The 17,076-nt window shown below is 51.3% G+C and carries 22 protein-coding genes; 20 read left to right on the top strand and 2 right to left on the bottom strand.

All coding sequences use genetic code 11. From position 1 onward, the window contains the following. The first annotated feature begins 51 nt into the window (after positions 1 to 51). From modA to CHI14_RS23890, 20 genes are all read left to right on the top strand, one after another. Positions 52 to 879, top strand: coding sequence for a molybdate ABC transporter substrate-binding protein (gene modA, locus CHI14_RS23985; protein WP_249281229.1), 828 nt, complete (start codon positions 52 to 54; stop codon positions 877 to 879). Next, positions 876 to 1,559, top strand: coding sequence for a molybdate ABC transporter permease subunit (modB, locus tag CHI14_RS23980; RefSeq protein WP_095291963.1), 684 nt, complete (start codon positions 876 to 878; stop codon positions 1,557 to 1,559). Before modA ends, modB begins: the two co-directional genes overlap by 4 nt. Before the next feature lie 247 nt (positions 1,560 to 1,806). Next, positions 1,807 to 2,139 carry a hypothetical protein gene (locus tag CHI14_RS23975; protein ID WP_095291961.1) on the top strand — a complete coding sequence of 111 codons (333 nt, stop codon included), beginning with the start codon at positions 1,807 to 1,809 and terminating at the stop codon, positions 2,137 to 2,139. Positions 2,140 to 2,415: 276 nt separating this feature from the next. Continuing rightward, on the top strand, positions 2,416 to 3,255 hold the full coding sequence (locus tag CHI14_RS23970) for a transporter substrate-binding domain-containing protein (RefSeq protein WP_095291960.1): 840 nt from the start codon (positions 2,416 to 2,418) through the stop codon (positions 3,253 to 3,255). Between the two features lie 29 nt (positions 3,256 to 3,284). After that, positions 3,285 to 4,028, top strand: a complete 744-nt coding sequence (locus CHI14_RS23965) for an amino acid ABC transporter permease (protein ID WP_095291959.1) — start codon at positions 3,285 to 3,287, stop codon at positions 4,026 to 4,028. Positions 4,029 to 4,032: 4 nt separating this feature from the next. Next, positions 4,033 to 4,743 carry an amino acid ABC transporter permease gene (locus CHI14_RS23960; protein WP_095291957.1) on the top strand — a complete coding sequence of 237 codons (711 nt, stop codon included), beginning with the start codon at positions 4,033 to 4,035 and terminating at the stop codon, positions 4,741 to 4,743. Further along, positions 4,740 to 5,492 carry an amino acid ABC transporter ATP-binding protein gene (locus tag CHI14_RS23955; protein WP_095291955.1) on the top strand — a complete coding sequence of 251 codons (753 nt, stop codon included), beginning with the start codon at positions 4,740 to 4,742 and terminating at the stop codon, positions 5,490 to 5,492. Before CHI14_RS23960 ends, CHI14_RS23955 begins: the two co-directional genes overlap by 4 nt. Before the next feature lie 121 nt (positions 5,493 to 5,613). Then, positions 5,614 to 5,901, top strand: a complete 288-nt coding sequence (locus tag CHI14_RS23950) for a nucleoside-diphosphate sugar epimerase (protein ID WP_095291953.1) — start codon at positions 5,614 to 5,616, stop codon at positions 5,899 to 5,901. Between the two features lie 23 nt (positions 5,902 to 5,924). Next, on the top strand, positions 5,925 to 6,263 hold the full coding sequence (locus CHI14_RS23945) for an alpha-helical endospore appendage domain-containing protein (protein ID WP_095291951.1): 339 nt from the start codon (positions 5,925 to 5,927) through the stop codon (positions 6,261 to 6,263). Continuing rightward, positions 6,260 to 6,559, top strand: coding sequence for a hypothetical protein (locus CHI14_RS23940; protein WP_095291950.1), 300 nt, complete (start codon positions 6,260 to 6,262; stop codon positions 6,557 to 6,559). Before CHI14_RS23945 ends, CHI14_RS23940 begins: the two co-directional genes overlap by 4 nt. 1 nt (position 6,560) lies before the next feature. Next, complete coding sequence (locus CHI14_RS23935) at positions 6,561 to 6,902, top strand: FliH/SctL family protein (RefSeq protein ID WP_095291948.1); 342 nt, start codon at positions 6,561 to 6,563, stop codon at positions 6,900 to 6,902. A gap of 257 nt (positions 6,903 to 7,159) precedes the next feature. Continuing rightward, positions 7,160 to 8,254 carry a CgeB family protein gene (locus CHI14_RS23930; protein WP_249281223.1) on the top strand — a complete coding sequence of 365 codons (1,095 nt, stop codon included), beginning with the start codon at positions 7,160 to 7,162 and terminating at the stop codon, positions 8,252 to 8,254. Between the two features lie 53 nt (positions 8,255 to 8,307). Next, positions 8,308 to 9,447, top strand: a complete 1,140-nt coding sequence (locus CHI14_RS23925) for a CgeB family protein (RefSeq protein ID WP_249281222.1) — start codon at positions 8,308 to 8,310, stop codon at positions 9,445 to 9,447. 40 nt (positions 9,448 to 9,487) lie between these two features. Beyond that, complete coding sequence (locus CHI14_RS23920) at positions 9,488 to 11,062, top strand: glycosyltransferase family 4 protein (RefSeq protein WP_095291947.1); 1,575 nt, start codon at positions 9,488 to 9,490, stop codon at positions 11,060 to 11,062. A gap of 13 nt (positions 11,063 to 11,075) precedes the next feature. Further along, entirely contained in the window at positions 11,076 to 12,167 is a 1,092-nt protein-coding gene (wecB, locus tag CHI14_RS23915; RefSeq protein ID WP_095291945.1) for a non-hydrolyzing UDP-N-acetylglucosamine 2-epimerase, read from the top strand. Next, on the top strand, positions 12,160 to 13,146 hold the full coding sequence (locus CHI14_RS23910; protein WP_095291944.1) for a polysaccharide biosynthesis protein: 987 nt from the start codon (positions 12,160 to 12,162) through the stop codon (positions 13,144 to 13,146). The genes wecB and CHI14_RS23910 overlap by 8 nt, the downstream gene beginning before the upstream one ends. Then, positions 13,143 to 13,970, top strand: coding sequence for a dTDP-4-dehydrorhamnose reductase family protein (locus CHI14_RS23905; RefSeq protein ID WP_095291943.1), 828 nt, complete (start codon positions 13,143 to 13,145; stop codon positions 13,968 to 13,970). Before CHI14_RS23910 ends, CHI14_RS23905 begins: the two co-directional genes overlap by 4 nt. Then, positions 13,952 to 14,890 carry an NAD-dependent epimerase/dehydratase family protein gene (locus tag CHI14_RS23900; RefSeq protein WP_095291941.1) on the top strand — a complete coding sequence of 313 codons (939 nt, stop codon included), beginning with the start codon at positions 13,952 to 13,954 and terminating at the stop codon, positions 14,888 to 14,890. The genes CHI14_RS23905 and CHI14_RS23900 overlap by 19 nt, the downstream gene beginning before the upstream one ends. Next, positions 14,887 to 15,603 (top strand): glycosyltransferase, encoded by a 717-nt coding sequence (locus tag CHI14_RS23895; protein ID WP_095291940.1) that lies wholly within the window; start codon positions 14,887 to 14,889, stop codon positions 15,601 to 15,603. The genes CHI14_RS23900 and CHI14_RS23895 overlap by 4 nt, the downstream gene beginning before the upstream one ends. 179 nt (positions 15,604 to 15,782) lie before the next feature. Continuing rightward, entirely contained in the window at positions 15,783 to 16,499 is a 717-nt protein-coding gene (locus CHI14_RS23890) for a glycosyltransferase (protein WP_095291939.1), read from the top strand. Between the two features lie 178 nt (positions 16,500 to 16,677). Here the strand turns inward: CHI14_RS23890 and CHI14_RS30210 are convergent, their stop codons facing one another. Continuing rightward, entirely contained in the window at positions 16,678 to 16,848 is a 171-nt protein-coding gene (locus CHI14_RS30210) for a hypothetical protein (RefSeq protein ID WP_170948258.1), read from the bottom strand. Beyond that, a partial coding sequence (locus CHI14_RS23885) for a glycosyltransferase (protein ID WP_141236726.1) occupies positions 16,845 to 17,076 on the bottom strand: 232 nt, incomplete at its 5' end. The genes CHI14_RS23885 and CHI14_RS30210, both read right to left, overlap by 4 nt.

The following is a 17,076-nucleotide window of genomic DNA, read 5'->3' as shown; positions in this document are numbered from 1 at the left end:
GAAGAATTGAGAAAAAGAATAGGATACATACTGGGGAGCATGTCTCTCGGAATGGTGCTTGTATTGGCGGGTTGTGGTGCTGGTGCAGACAGTGCGGATTCATCTACAGCAGTTGAGCAAGTGTCCTCGGCACCTGCGACATCTGCGACGTCAGGAGAGGGCAAATCAACAGAGCCGCAGGAAACCGTAGAATTAACCATCTCCGCGGCAGCCAGTCTGACCGATGCGATGAAAGAAATCGAAACAGGCTATGAGCTTGCCCATCCTTCTGTTGAACTCAACTTTAACTTTGGGGCATCGGGGGCACTGCAGCAGCAGATTGAACAGGGTGCACCTGCGGATATCTTTGTATCGGCGGCAACGAAGAACATGAACGCTTTGGTGGACGAGAACCTGATTGCAGCTGCTGATCAGAAAAATTTGCTGCAAAACTCCCTTGTTGCGATCATTCCGGCAGGTAGTGAAAATGCAGTATCCAGCGAGCAGGATCTGACAGCGGATACCGTTAAAACCGTAGCTATCGGAATTCCGGAAAGTGTCCCCGCAGGAACGTATGCGAAGGAAGCACTGACGAATGCCAATCTGTGGGATCAGCTCGAAAGCAAGCTTGTGCAGGGCAAGGATGTCAGACAGGTTCTACAATATGTCGAGACTGGGAACGCAGACGCGGGATTTGTGTACAAAACGGATGCACTGACCTCGGATCAGGTGAAAATTGCATTTGAGGTGGACAAGAACAGTTATACACCGGCCCATTACCCGGTAGGCATTATTGAGGGCACGAAACACCGGACAGAAGCAGAACAATTTTACGCGTATTTGCAAACCCCTGAAGTGCTGGAGGTATTTGCGAAATACGGATTCTCTGTTCCGGAATGATCAGTACGGAGATCGACTGGTCAGCGTTCTGGTCACCTGTCCGCCTGTCACTTCAGGTTGCTCTGTTGTCCAGCATCATTGCAGGCGTGCTCGGCATTGCGGTAGCCTGGCAGCTGTCACGCCGTTCTTTTCGCGGTAAAATTGTGCTGGAGACCGTGTTTATGCTGCCGCTGGTGCTTCCACCGACCGTCGTTGGCTTTCTGCTGCTCGTTTTGCTGGGCCGCAAAAGTCTGCTGGGACAATGGATGGAAGCCATCTTCTCGGCGCCAGTCATCTTCTCCTGGTGGGCGGCGGTGATTGCCGCGGTGGTTGTAGCCTTCCCGCTCATTTATCAGACCATGAAGTCCGGTTTCAGCGGTATTGATAAGGATCTGGAGGATGCGGGCAGGTCGATCGGGGCGAATGAGTGGCAGGTGTTTCGCTACATTTCGCTGCCGCTTGCAGGACGTGCGTTGATGACTGCTTTTATATTGGGATTCGCTCGTGCATTGGGGGAATTCGGGGCCACACTGATGATCGCTGGAAATATTCCTGGCAAAACCCAAACCGTCCCTACAGCCATCTATGTTGCAGTCGATTCCGGTAATCAGACCATGGCATGGGCATGGACAGTTTCCATCATGATCATCTCATTTGTCATGCTGCTTCTAACGAGGCAGCCAAACCAGGAAAAGGCTTGAACGGCGCAAGGCAGATACGGAGAAGATTAAATGATGTAGACCCGCACAAGGAATGCTCCTTGGAGCGGGTTTTATGCTGTATGCTCCAATCCAAACGATCTATATATAGATAGAAAACTTCTATGCACAAAAAAACCAAAAAAATTTCCAAATTTCGTACTTTCAACCCTCGCCTAAAGCAGCCCTTTTCCTGTAAAATAGAAGTAACTGATTCCAGCCAAGCACTGAAATAAGGAGAGAGACGACAATGAATACTAAACCTGATTGCGGCGTATCGTTGCAAATCGACGATTATCTGGATCTTTTGCATTTTGCCATCCAAATTCAGGATCAGGAATGGCAGCAGTCCCTTATCCACCAGCTCAAGATATTTCAGCCGGCAGCGGAGCAGCAGCGGACACCCGAAGAGGAATTATGGACACGGCTGGATTATATCAACAGTAAGCTGACAGGGCTGTGCAACCAGCTGCATGCAGCACACACCCAGGATGAACGCGACAAATGCAAAGAACGAATTGGCCTCCTGCAATCCCAGCGGCTGGAAGTCGCACGTAAAATTAAATGGGCCAGTCGCAGATAGATAACATCACGAATCGAAGAAGCCTTTTCTCCGCCAGACCGATCGGGGAGGGGCTTTTTTTGGTATATGGATTTCATAAGAAATATCCGGATAGAGAAGTTCTATAACATTATCAGGATGTCCTATTAGGCTTCGTATTGCCTCAGGATAACCCAGGGTGATATTCTTTGATCAACCTATTCCGACTATACAAGTAAGAATGGTTAGTTAAGAATCGGGGAAATGGGAGTGCACATTATATTGGCTGTGTAACACAGTCTGTGGAGGAGATCGGGAATGGCTAAAAAATGGGGGATTCATCAATTTCGGACAGCGCTACTGTTCGTAACTATGCTCGCGGTGCTGGCAGGATGCAGCACAGGCAATGCTTCAAATGAAGCGGAGACCACATCTGCGTCCGGTCAAGATACAGTGAAGAAGATTATCGTAGGTACAGGTACGCAATTTCCGAATGTGTGCTTCATTGATGAGAATGGCAAATTGACTGGATACGATGTGGAATTGATTCGCGAGATTGATAAACGGCTGCCGGAGTATGAGTTTGAATTCAGCACCATGGAGTTCAAAAACCTGCTGCTCAGCCTGGAGACGAAAAAAATTGATCTGATCGCTCACCAGATGGAAGTGAATGAAGAGAGACAGGCGAAGTTCCTGTTTAATGATGAAGCTTATAATATTTTCCCCAACAAAGTGGTCGTGAGCCAGAAAAACCAGGATGTGAATTCCATTGATGATCTGAAAGGGAAAAAACTGATTGTGGGTGCAACGAGCAATGCGGCTGTGCTGGCTGAGAAGTGGAATGCGGACAATGGCAGCAGCATTGATATCGTATACTCGGGAGCCGGTGAAGACACGATTACCCAGATCAAATCAGGCCGGGTGGATGCAACAATTAGTACGCAATTCGCCATCGATTATCAGAATAAGGCTGTGGATGCCCAATTAAAAACGGTTGGAGAAGCTTTATCGAATTCCAAAGTATACTTCATCCTCAACAAGGAAGAGCAGGAACTCAAAGCCAAAGTGGATGAAGCACTCAAATCAATCAAGGAAGACGGAACATTAAGCAAGCTGAGTACAGAGTGGCTTGGTGCGGATTATACGGTTGAAGAGTAGAGTAGTCTGAGAAAGGTGTGCAAGCGGTAATGGGAAAAGCATTCGATATATCCTTGGTTCTGGATTTCATCCCGGAACTGTTAAGGTATCTGCATATAACTCTGATCGTGCTGGGCGGGTCCATTGTGCTTGGTCTGGTAGGCGGTGTGCTGCTGGCAGTTCCTAGACTCTACCGAATTCCAGTACTGAGTCAGCTCGCCACCATATATGTATCTTTCATGCGCGGCACACCGATTCTCATCAAGCTGTTTCTGGTCTATTACGGCCTGCCCGAATTGCTTAAGCCAATGGGCATTGACCTGTCCAGAACCGATCCGCTGCTATTTGTCATCGTGACCTATGCACTTAGCGATGCTGCATCCTTTGCGGAGATCTTCCGCGGAGCCGTTCGCAGTGTCGACAAGGGCCAGACCGAAGCGGCTTATGCAGCAGGGATGACTACGTTTCAGTCCTTTCGGCGGATCGTTGTTCCCCAAGCGCTTATTGTGGCTTTCCCCAATATGGCAAATACGCTGATCGGTTCGCTTAAGGACACGTCCCTTGCTTTTTCCATCGGTGTCATGGATATGGTGGGCAGAGGGCAGACGCTGATCTCGGCAACGTCACATGCGCTTGAGGTGTATATCAGCTTGTCGGTTGTTTATTATGTTATTGTTATTGTCCTTGAAAAAGGATTTGCTCTTGCTGAACGCAGACTGCAGCGTCATGAACGCAAGAGCACGGTGCCCAAGCCAGCGGTTAGAGCTGAACGACTGAAACGAATAGCGGGGTGAGCATATGTCCATTGATCTCCAGTTTATTTATACGTCTTTTTTCAAAATTCTAACGGCATTGCCACTGACACTCGTGATCACGATTGTGCCGCTGATCGCAGGTTTCGGGATCGGTCTTGCCACTGCGTTGATTCGAATCTATCAGGTGCCCTGGATTCACCGGGTAGCCGCTTTCTACGTTTCCTTTCTGCGCGGTACGCCGATGCTCATGCATCTGTTTCTGATCTATTACGGTATTCCGATGATTATTGATAAACTATCTGAACGGTACGGATGGGCTTTTCAATCGGCATCCATACCTATTCTGGTATTTGTATTGATTGCCTTCTCCCTGACAGCCGGAGCGTATATGTCCGAGATTATCCGTTCAGGTATTCTGGCTGTGGACCGTGGACAGATGGAGGCTGCGCATGCCGTAGGCATGAGTACCGCACAGGCCTTGCGGCGCATCATTCTCCCACAGGCCATCGGTGCTGTATTGCCCAATCTGTGCAGCATGTTTGTCGGATTTCTCCATGGATCGACGCTGGCCTTCACAGTTTCACAGATGGATATTCTCGGAAAGGCTGATGTCGTTGCATCTGTCAGTTTGAAATTTCTGGAGGCCTTCATTGCAGCGGCAGTGATCTATTGGGGCCTGACAATCATCGCCGAACGGATTACCGCTCTGCTCGAACGCCGGGTTGCCTTGTATAGCAAAGGAGGGGTTTCATGATTACACTAAGCAATATCCACAAGTCTTTTGGCAAGCAGGAAGTGCTGAAAGGCATTGATCTGACGGTAGAGCAGGGGGATGTGGTCGCCATTCTTGGACCCAGCGGGTCGGGCAAAACAACATTGCTGCGCTGCGTGAACTTCCTGGAACGTGCGGATGAAGGCAAGGTCCAGATCAGTGGATTGGGCGTGGACTGCAAACATGCGCGCAAACAAGATATCGTGCAGATCAGACGGAAAACGGCCATGGTTTTTCAGCATTACAATTTGTTCAAACACAAAACGGTGCTGGATAACGTCACGGAAGGGCTAATCGTGGCACAGAAGATGTCCAAGGCGGATGCCCGTGCACGTGCCCTGCGTGTCCTTGAACAAGTAGGGCTTTCTGCCAAAATCAATGAGTATCCAAGCATGCTGTCTGGCGGACAGCAGCAGCGGGTCGGCATTGCCCGCGCACTGGCTCTGAATCCAGAGGTCATCCTGTTCGATGAACCGACTTCTGCCCTGGATCCTGAGCTGGTCGGAGAGGTATTATCGGTCATTCGTTCGATTGCCCAGGAGGGCATCACCATGATCGTTGTTACCCATGAAATGGGTTTTGCCCGGGAAGTGGCGAATCGGGTTATCTTCATGGATGGGGGGCATGTCGTGGAGCAAGGAACACCTGAGGAGATCTTTCTACGGCCCAAGCAGGAACGAACCCGCCAATTCCTGAGCCGATACTCCTCTGATTGGAGTTATGTCATTTGACGATATAGGCGCAAGCTGGAGTAACTGACGATCCCGGCCCGGCATATGCTGTAGCAGGCAAATGCTGATAGGCCGGGTTTTTCTATGGGTGAAGCAGGCCGTGACGGTAAGGAGGAGGACCATGCAGAGCAAAGTTGATGAAATACTCACACATATTGCACACTCACACCAGCAGCTTGCACGAGTATTGGATGCCAAACGTCAAGTCGCTGTGCGGATGTCTGAAATTATTAATCATTTGCCGGATATCGAACCGGAGCTGGATGGCGTAGAGGGTCTGCTGGATAGCTCTGGACAAATCAACAAAAGCATCATCTCCTATTTGGGGGGCCTTGCGGATCTGGAAGAAGCTGTTGCCGAAACGCTGACCCAGGTCATGCGGGAGATGGCAGGTCAAGAGGAAGAATAAGCCCGGAAGGCGGGTGAGAGAACATGAGCAGGGAACAAAGTCTCATTCTGATGCTGGATGCTGCAGCCAAGATGCAATGGAACATTGCACTGATCTTGGAAGCCAAGGCGATTGAAGCTGAGAAAGTTCGGAATTGGGCGCTGAATCACCTGAACGGTGAAGCCTTTCTAACGCACGGTGATCAGGTGGCAGAACCGCTGAAAATGCATGATCAACTGGTTGAAATGCTGGAAGGATTAACCCGGATGGAAACAGGGCTCTGCAACAACCTGAAAGCTGTCATGGTCGATAACAGTGCTGAAGAAGGCGGGATGGACGGAGGCATGTTTGGCGGCATGGATCTTGGAGACATGGGAAAATGAGTCTGCTGCAGCGTGAGCAGGAAGTTAAACTGGCTCTCATTGAATCCATTGCACACAGCCAGCAGGCTCTGGCACGCATCCTCGACAGTGTAGCCAGCGTAACCGCTCATTCGGAAGTATCTGCCCGCAATCTTGCCGAGAACATTCGTCTGCTGAGCAGGTATCAGGAAGAAATGTCCCGTATGGTTACGGGAATCAGGCTGGCTCGAATCCAGCAAGGGGAGCCCGGCTTGCCGTGGCTCAAAGAACCTGAATATGCGGTACGTATCGTTCGGGACATACAGGAGGAATGTTGATATGTTGAGAAAGAAAAAGTTGAAGCTTAGAACGAAAAGAGCTTTGCTTGCACGGGGTGCCCGTCTGCGCAAAATCCGTAAGCTGCGTGCCATCAAAGGCAAACGTGTACTGCACAAACGTACGCTTAAAGGACGTAGTGCGTGGCTCAAAAAAAAGAAACGTTCGGTACGGCGGCACCGGAGTCCGAAGCCCGTACAACCAGTCGTCCCGGCTACCCCTACCGATCCGAACCCGGACAACGCGTACAGTCAGGGCTACAACGAGGCGTACAACGAGGGATTCAACGCGGGTTTCGCCAAGGGTTTCGAGGACGGACATCAGCTGGCGTACAAGGCACAATAACCGAATAGGCCTGATCAGCGGCAGACGGATTGCTGCAGGTCCAGCACATAGGATCACCCGGGGGGATTTATCCCTCCGGGTGATTTGCATGGCCGCAGAAGCGGACATGCCCGTACAGGCCAATGTGGAGGGCAGATGCCAATTTTGCGCCTTGCAGGACACCCGTCCATGATGCATCTGACCCCGGGGCATATCCTTTAGAGGGAAGACCAATCTCGGGGAGAAACGGATACGGAATCTCCTGAAAGGAAGACAGGGTGAAGGATGTGGCAAAAAAACGACACCGATCGCTTCCGGAAGCGAAGATAGCTTACCGCAGCGGATATGCTGAAGGCCGCAGATTCGGCGGCTGTCAGGCCATGATGGAGCGAGTTCAGATGTTTGAGCCGACCATGCGGGATATGAAAGTACTGTACATTCCGCAAGGATTTGATGCCATCGATGAAGGTGTCATCTTAGCTCTGCAGCAGTCTGTGCGTGAATGTATTGTCGGGTCGCCGGCAACCATGCTGCAGGATGCAAGTCAGCACAGGCCGGATGTCGTGTTGGTCATGAACGGATTGCACGTTTTTCCGGCGGATCACCTGGAACAGGTAGACGGGATAAGGGCTCTCGGTATTCGGACAGCAGTATGGTTTGTAGATGATCCGTATTTTACCGAAGATACGGCGACCATCTGCAGGCATTACGATGTGGTGTTCACGCATGAAGAAGCTGCGGTTCCATTTTACGGAGGGAACGGAGCGAGCAGAGTCATCTATATGCCACTCGCGGTTAATCCCGGCATGTTCCAGCCTCGTCGCATTGAGCCTCAGCACCAATACGATATTTGTTTTATCGGCACAGGCTTCTGGAACCGGATCGCCTTGTTCGATGAGCTGGCCCCTTTTCTGGCGACCAAAAAGGTATTCATTGCCGGCAGCCAGTGGCACCGGCTGACACGGTCGGATGTACTCGGCCCTTTTATCCATGATGGATGGATCGATCCAAGCACAACTGTTAATTATTACAACGGCGCCAAGATTGTCATCAACGTTCACCGGACCTGCGAGAATGGCGAGGACAATCGCAATACGCATCATCTGCAAGGGCGATCCATTAATCCAAGAACGTATGAAATCAGTGCCTGCGGCACAATGCAGATTACGGATGCACGCGGTGACTTGCCCCGCTTTTACCAGCCGGGTTACGACATTGAGACGTTTACGACAGCAGCCGAACTGGAGAGCAAAATCAAATATTACCTGAAGCATGAGCAAGAACGGCAGGCCATGGCTTGGAGGGGGCTGTTGACCACGTTGAACCAGCATACGTTTGCCCGTCGAATCGCCCAGCTGCTGGAACATGTGTAGAACAGCAAGCTCGCTATACAGCGAATGTTATTTCAAACAGAAGGAGTGGCGGTATGTCTATCAAACACCGTAAAAAGAGGAATTATCATACGCCAGTACTCAGCCTGGCTGAACAGGCACGCAAAAACGGCCAGCATGCCGGTTATGATGCAGGCAAGGAAGAAGGGTACCTGCGCGGGCGTGCCAACTATATTGTCAATTGCGCACAGGAACCGCTGCCTTTCCGGCAGATCCACGTCCTGTACGTCTCTTCGGGTAAAGGATTCCCCTATTCACCGCTGGATGAGGCGATTATGGCTACCCTGCAAGGCATGGTTGCTCAGGTGACGCTGACTGATCCGCGGCAGCCGGTTTCGGAAATTGCCCTGCAAAATCGCCCCGATTTGGTTCTTGTCCTGGATGGCATGGACATTCCGCTCGAGCATATCGATGCGATTCGCCAGGCAGGCATCCCGACAGCAATCTGGCTGACGGATGATCCGTACTACACGGATATGACGATGGAACGTGTCCATCACTTCGATCATATCTTCACACTCGAATTGAACTGCGTAGAACTATACCGTCAGAGCGGCTGTGCATCTGTACACTACCTGCCGTTTGCGGCATTCACCAACCATTACTTCCCGATCACGACGCCATCTCCCTTGCACCGGGACGTCAGTTTTATCGGATCGGCCTACTGGAACCGGGTCTATTTCTTCAATCCAATCATGGCACAGATCATGTCACACAATACGGTGTTTAATGGCATCTGGTGGGACCGTCTGCCTGGCTATGAAGCCTATGGCGAGAAGATTGAGCATGGACGCTGGATGAGTCCGCAGGAAACCAATGATGTATATAACGGGACTAAAATTGTGATCAACCTGCACCGTTCCCACGAGGATGATTCCGTCAATAACAACCATCTCAAAATCCCACCAGCTTCGCCGAATCCAAGAACATTCGAGATCTCGGCTTCCGCAACACTGCAGCTGACGGATGCGCGTGATGATCTGGCGCGGTTCTATAAGCCGGGCGTGGAGATCGAAACCTATTCTTCTCCCCAAGAGCTGCTCGACAAGGTTGAATATTATCTTACTCACGAGAAAGAGCGCCGTGAAATAGCCCTCCGCGGATTGGAACGGACGCTCAAGGAACACACGTATGGCAGAAGGATTAATGAAATGCTGACCATTATATTCCCTTAATTTCCGGTCGGGAGGAGGTGTGCACAGACCTGCATGCAATATGCATGCAGTGGTCCGTGCAGCCATGGCGACTAAACCGAAACTCATGTTGTTTTCCCATGTGTGCAATACCCGGAGTATTACCGGGGCAGAGAAACTTCTGCTCCATTTTATGAGGGAAATGGGCTCCATCTTCGACTGCGTGCTTGTTGCCCCGCAGGAAGGCAAGCTCGCCGGACTTGCGCGGAGATTCGACATTCAGGTCAAGATATGCTCGCTGCCCATGCTTCACGGGGTGTACACACCCTACCAGGGCATTGCAAATGATGCAGAACAGCTTCGCTACACACCAGCTTATCAGGACGTGGTTTCCCTCATCAGGGAAACTTCTCCTGCGCTGGTATTGACGAATACCTGTGTGAATGTGCTGCCTGCCATTGCAGCCAAATCGCTGCAGATTCCAGTCATCTGGAAGATTACGGAGATTATTCAGATCAATGCTCATACAGACGAAGCGGTGCAGATGATAGACCGATATTCGGACTGGATTATCGGCATATCCGAGACGGCTGCGGCCCCGTTCAAACATGCGGGCATGAGCGGCAAGCTGTCGGTTCTTCCACCAACCTGGGACCCGGCACTGCCTGCCCCGGACCGCTGGCTTCATTTGCGTGAACGCAAGCGCAAGGAGCTCGGTTTCAGGAACTCGCATGTCTGTATCGGCTATATCTCTTCTTTTATATATGATGCCAAAGGGCTGAGACCTTTTATTGACATGGCTCTGCAGCTCTGCGAAACCCACTCAAAAGCCAGGTACTGGATCATTGGTGCGCCAGCAGACAAAAAGTACTATGACGAATGCGTAGCACGGGTGAAGAAGTCAGGATATGCCCGCAGATTTACCTTTACGACATTTGAAGAGAATGTATCTCTTGCCTATACAGCGATGGATATGGTGGTTATTCCGAGCATGGTCAAGGAAGGCTTTGGCATGACTGCGCTGGAGGGCGTTTATTTTGCCAAACCGGTTATTGCTTTTGCCCAGGGCGGTCTGTCGGAGCTGCTGGAAGGAGTCGGCAGCGGCCAATTTCTTGCTCCTCCGGGAGACAGCAATGCACTTGCCGTCTTGGCGACGACCCTGCTGAATGACACGGAGCTGGCTTCCGATATGGCCTGGCGAGGCCGGGCAGAAGCGGAACGATTGTATGGAATTGAAACCTACAGAGCCGGCATGCATACGATGGTGACACAGTGGTTGCTGCGATACCCTGGCTGGTTCCCTTACATTCAGGCACCGAATGGCCCGGTGTATACCTGGGGAGAAGGCGGTTTGCGTACCGTACTTGCCCTGGACCCCGGGGCAGTCAGAGCACTTCTGTTCCCGCTGTCGGTTATTCAGGCCTTACCACTCTCTCCACTTCCGCCGATTGCCGTAGGCCACCCTGTTCCCGCTGATGTGATTGAAAAGCGTCCGGCGAGCAAGGTCAGGAAACGGAAAACGGGGACAAAAAAGCGAAACCGAAAAGCAGTTCAGCAAAAGAGAAAGCATCTGTACAGGGCCAAACCAACGGCTCGCAAGCGCACGACTGCCAGGTCAAGGCGCCGGGCGCGTCGGAAAGGTTCCAATACACGATGAAGGCGGGATAACGATGAAGATCATGACGGTGCTGGGCACGAGACCAGAGATTATCCGGCTCAGCCTGATCATTTCCAAGCTGGACCAGTACGCGTCCAAGCATATTCTTGTGCACACAGGACAGAACTTCACGGAAAGTCTCAGCGGTCAGTTTTTCAAGGAAATGGGCCTGCGGGCGCCAGACTACGTCCTTCAGGACGAAGCTGCCTCGCTGGGCCGACAGCTATCCTCCATGTTTACTCAAATGGAAGATCTGCTGCTTCAGGAAAAGCCGGACAAAGTGCTGCTGCTGGGTGATACCAACAGTGCACTCTGTGCCGTGCTGGCTGAACGCATGGGGATTCCAGTCGTCCATATGGAGGCAGGCAATCGATGCTTCGATCTGGATGTACCTGAAGAGAAAAATCGAAAAGTCATTGATGCCATATCGACCATTAATATGCCTTATACCGAACAAAGCAAGAAGCACCTGGTTAATGAAGGTGTGCCCAGTCGGCGAATTGTGCTCACGGGCAATCCGATATACGAAGTCATGCGTCATTATGACGCCCAAGTGAACGCCAGCAAAATATTGAAAAAGCTCAAGCTGAAGTCCGGGCAGTACTTTTTGGTAACCGCCCACCGGGCAGAAAATGTAGATCATCCGCCTCATCTGCTGGAGATTATGAAAGGTCTGAACCAGGTTGCGGAAGAACACGGCCTGCGGGTGATCTGCAGCATCCATCCCCGAACGGCCATCCGTATCGCAGAACATTTGCAGCTGGAGATGAATCCGCTTGTGGAATTCCACGAGCCGTTCGGATTTTTTGACTTCGTCATGCTGGAACGTCATGCACGCTGTGCACTGACGGACAGCGGGACCGTTCAGGAGGAATGCTGCATCATGGGGGTACCCACAGTCACCATGCGGCGGACAACCGAACGTCCGGAGACGGTCGACTGCGGCAGCAACGTAGTCTCCGGGCTGGATGCAGCCCGCATTGCGGGATGTGTGAAGGTCATGACGGAGATGGCAAGTGACTGGGAATGCCCGCAAGGTTACAAGGCAACAGATGTATCCGGTAAAGTGGTCAAATTTCTGCTTGGAGGGAAAATACATGTTTGAAAATAAACGTATACTCGTGACAGGCGGTACTGGATCATGGGGGTATGAACTCGTGGCCCAGCTGCTGCCCCAAAATCCAAAGGAAATCATCGTTTACTCCCGTAATGAATCAAGCCAGGTGGCCATGAGCCGCGAGTTCGAGGATCCTCGTCTTCACTTCCGAATTGGGGATATTCGTGACAAGGAAGCATTAACGGCGGCTTGCCAGCAAGTGGACTATGTATTCCATCTGGCGGCGCTCAAACATGTGCCGGTATGTGAAGATCAGCCTTATGAAGCGCTCAAAACCAACGTGATTGGTACTCAGAACGTAATTGAGGCTGCCATCGAAAACCATGTTGAAAAAGTCATCTATATCTCGACTGACAAGGCGGCCAACCCATCCAATTTCTATGGCATGACCAAGGCGATCGGCGAGAAATTAATCGTATATGCGAATTTGCTGCACAGCAACACCCGATTTGTGACTGTACGGGGCGGCAATGTACTTGGTACCAACGGCAGCGTGGTGCATCTCTTCAAGAACCAGATTCGTCAGAAAGGTGAAGTATCCATCACGGATATGAATATGACCCGGTTCTTCCTCACACTGAAGGATGCCATCACGTTGCTGTTCAAGGCTTCCGTAGAGAGTGTAGGCGGGGAGATTTTTGTCATGACGATGCCTACGTGCAAAATTGTGGATCTTGCAGAAGTGCTCATTGAGGATTCCGGCGTAGAGAACGTGGCCATTGTGGAACGTGGTACCCGGCCTGGTGAGAAAATTCATGAAATTCTGATGAGTGAATTCGAGAGCATGACAACGGTTGTTTACGACGAACAATATCTGGTCATTCTCCCTACACTCGGCATACCGGGATTGCGTGAGCATTACACGAACTGCCCTCCGGTTTCCTTTAGCAGCTTCAGTTCAGAACATCAGTTGATGACGAAAGAGGAGATTCGCGACATTCTGAAACGCGGAGGATTCCTGTCATGAAGCTCCTGATACTTGGGGGAAACGGAATGGCCGGCCATGTTATGGTCGACTATTTCCGCCGTCAAGGTCTGCACAGTGTCTTCTACACCACGCGGGATGTGTCTGACCCGAACGGTCTGCTGCTGGATGTAAATGACAGCTATATGGTGGATCGTCTGGTGGAGGCTGTGCACCCGGACGTTATCGTTAATGCTGTTGGTGTGCTGAACAGCTTCGCAGATGAAGATAAAATTACCGCTTATCACATTAACGGCTTCCTTCCGCATCGTTTGCGGAGGGTGGCCGACACCATTGGTGCCCGCCTAATTCATATCAGCACGGACTGTGTCTTCAGCGGGGACCGTGGTTCCTATACGGAGAATGATGTTACGGATGGGACATCATCCTACGCGATTACCAAGGCACTGGGTGAGGTTCATGATCCAGGGCACCTCACCATCCGCACCTCCATAATTGGGCCGGAAATCCGGAAGGGTGGCATCGGCCTGATGCATTGGTTTATGTCCCGTACAGGTGAAGTAGGTGGATATACGCGTGTGTTCTGGAACGGTGTAACTACACTGGAGCTGGCAAAATGGGTGGATCATTATCTGGCGTCACCTGTCAGCGGCCTGATTCATCTGGCGCATCCTGAACCGGTTAGCAAGCACGATCTGCTGCTTCTTTTCCAGCAGACCTGGAACAAGCAAGATGTGAATATTGTGCCTGATGACAGTCTTGTGCAGGATCGTACCCTCGTTTCCACACGCGAGGATGTGAAGACAGACCTTCCCGATTATTCTACGATGCTGAAGGAGCTGGCATTATGGATGGAGCAGAGTTAACGGGCAAGAACGTGCTGATTACGGGTGCCTCCGGTTTTACCGGACGGCATGCTGTAGCATATTTCAAGAGCGTCGGTGCTGAGGTTGCCGCCGTGGTGCGGCGAGCAGGCGTGCATTCGTTTGGCGAAGGCGTAGCTGTACATGTGTGTGATCTGAATGATAAACAGCAGGTGCGTCAACTGATTGATGAGGTGCAGCCGGATTACGCGCTGCATCTCGCAGGGAAAAACTCAGTCCCCGACTCCTGGTCGGACCCGCTGCTTGTACTGGAAACGAATGTGATGGCTGTCCTGTATTTACTGGATGCTCTTCGAAGCTGTCCATCAGCACGGACGGTCATCGTGGGATCCCGGTTGAAATACACCGTCGAACCAGGCCGAGTACCAGAGCCTCCTCATCCTTACAGTCTCAGCAAAGCGCTGGAAGAAATGGTCTCATTGTCATGGATGTCCCTGTTCGGGCAGCAGATCATGCTGGCTGAGCCCGGGAATTTGATCGGGGCCGGGCCTTCTACAGGTATCTGTTCGCTGCTCGCACGGCATGTGGTTGCCTGTGAGCAAGAGGGCAAGCGTGAAGCTTTCCGTCTATCCGGGCGGGATAATACACGGGATTTCCTGGATGTACGGGATGCGGTCAGAGCCTATGCCACACTTCTAGTGCATGGAACTACGGGAACTGTCTATCCGGTGGTTTCCGGGACGGAGCGCAGTCTGGGCGAAATCGCGGATACCTTGCTCTCCATGTCAGAAGCAGAAGTGCCTGTGCGGTGGGACGGAGCTTCTTCAGGACCGGATGGGGCTGGCAAGGAGGAGGAGTTGTCGCTGCTGCGTAAACTGGGATGGCAGCCTCAGATTCCATTTGCCCAATCCCTTCAGGATATTCTGAGCGATGTTCGGAAGCAAGGGGGAGGGGCCAAATGAATCCAAAAGTATCCGTTGTCATTCCATTCTACAATTGTCCTTATGTGCAGCATGCGATCCAAAGTGCGATAAACCAGACGTATACCAACGTGGAAATCATTGTGGTGGATGACGGCTCCACAAGGCATGCGGAGCTTATCCAGCCCTTTCTGCCCCATATCTATGTGCTTGGCAAAAGCAACGGCGGCACAGCCTCGGCTCTTAATCATGGCATTCGTCATGCTTCGGGTGATTATGTGGTCTGGCTAAGCTCGGATGATCTTCTCTACCCGGATAAAATACGTTATCAGGTCGAGTTCATGCAGCGGGAAAATGTGCTTGCCTCCCATACCAACTTTCATTACATCAATGAACATTCGGCGGTTACCAAGCTGCATGGCGGAGCAGAACCGATGGGCGACGTTGACTGGCTGCGCCGTTTCGTTGGTGGCAATCCTGTCAATGGTTGTACCGTCATGATTCGCAAGGATCTGTTCGGAGCTGTTGGTCTCTTCGATGAGCTGCTTCCATATACGCATGATCTGGATCTCTGGCTGCGTATCCTGCTGAATGGGTATCGTTTTCCATACCTGAATGAACCCCTTACGGCGTATCGCTGGCACGGCGGGATGGGGTCGGTGCGTCATGCGGAGACGATTGGCAAGGAAGCCTCCATGGTCTGGTCCAGATATCGCGAACCTTTGCTGCAGCGAATTGCAGCCATGGGTGGTTGAACCGTATGAAGGGATTGAGGGGTTATGGGAGCGAGATACCATAATACCCTCTTTTCTGTGTATCCGCTCATGCGTAATTCGTGATCTTTCCCTCACAGATGCCCGCGAACCGAAGACAGTTTCATCATATGATAACGGTAGATGTTTTACAGAGACAGGCGAGGAAAGGGGAGGCCCGAATGGAACCCAAAGTTTCAATTGTCATCCCGTTTTATAACTGTGCTTATATTGAGCAGGCTGTTCACAGTGCTCTGAACCAGACATATCCTCATATCGAGGTTATCGTGGTGGATGACGGCTCTACACAGCACGTGGAGAAGCTGAAACCATTTATGGATCGGATCACCTATGTTCGAAAGGAGAATGGGGGGACGGCTACAGCCCTGAATGAAGGGATCAAGCGTGCATCGGGAGACTTTTTCGTCTGGCTCAGCTCGGATGACGTAATGCTGCTGGATCGTGTGGAGAAACAACTGGAATTCATGCTTAAGGTAAAAGCCTCCTTCTGCCATGGAGCCTATCATTATGTCAATGAAAACAGTGAATGGATGGATACGGTGCAGCCGGAAGTAGGCAGTCGCCTCGAGATGCTGCAGGTGCTGCTCGAAGGCTGTCCCATTAACGGCTGTACCGTGATGCTGGAGATGGACGCATTTCGGAAGTTCGGCATGTTTGACACCGAGTTCCGCTATACCCATGACTATGAGATGTGGCTGAGATTATTTCCGGTTTATGAGCTGTTTTATTTCAACGAGCCTTTGATGTGTTACCGGGTTCATGATTCAATGGGAACCAAAAAACACTTCGAAGCATTAAAAGCCGAGATGGAAATGGTTCAGGCCAAACATCGGCCAATTTTGCTGAATTTGCTTCAGATCGGCGGTTATTGGCAGTAATCATGGGTACATTCGGACATAAGAAAGATAAAAAGCACCTTATAAGAGAGAGCAACTCTTCTGGTTCTCCTGAGTTGTGAACCAGAAGAGTTGCTCTCTTTTGCTTTTTGCATGATTTAGATCGTCCTTCAATGGAAATAACCCTCTTGCAGCAAGAGGGTCAGCATCCCCAATATGATTAATCAGTAGAGCACATGATAGCCATTGCTTCCGGATCAGGCAGGGTATACTCCTTGGGGAGTGTTTCTACCAAGGCATTCATAATTTCGTAATTCACTTCAATGTGGGGGGTAGAGACAGGGACGGAAAACCAGCCATTATATAAATCACTCGGTACAAGCAGGGTCATATCAGGTGCCCTCCTTTTTGAATTGCTTCCTGGTATACCTGTAGTGTGCGCATGCCCATTTCCTCCAGGGAACGGTATTTCTCCGCCCAAGCCTTGGCCTGTGCGCCGACCCGCAGACGAGTGGCGTCATCCTGCAGCAGGGCGTTCAATAGTGCGCTCAGGGAGTCCGCATCCTGCGGAGGAACAACCCAACCGGTATGAGCAGGCTCAACCATCTCCGGCATGCCT

This window comes from Paenibacillus sp. 7516 (assembly GCF_002272715.1).
GTDB lineage: Bacteria > Bacillota > Bacilli > Paenibacillales > Paenibacillaceae > Paenibacillus > Paenibacillus illinoisensis_A.
The sequence above is the reverse complement of the archived record's forward strand: the minus strand, read 5'-3'. Positions and strand labels throughout refer to the sequence as shown.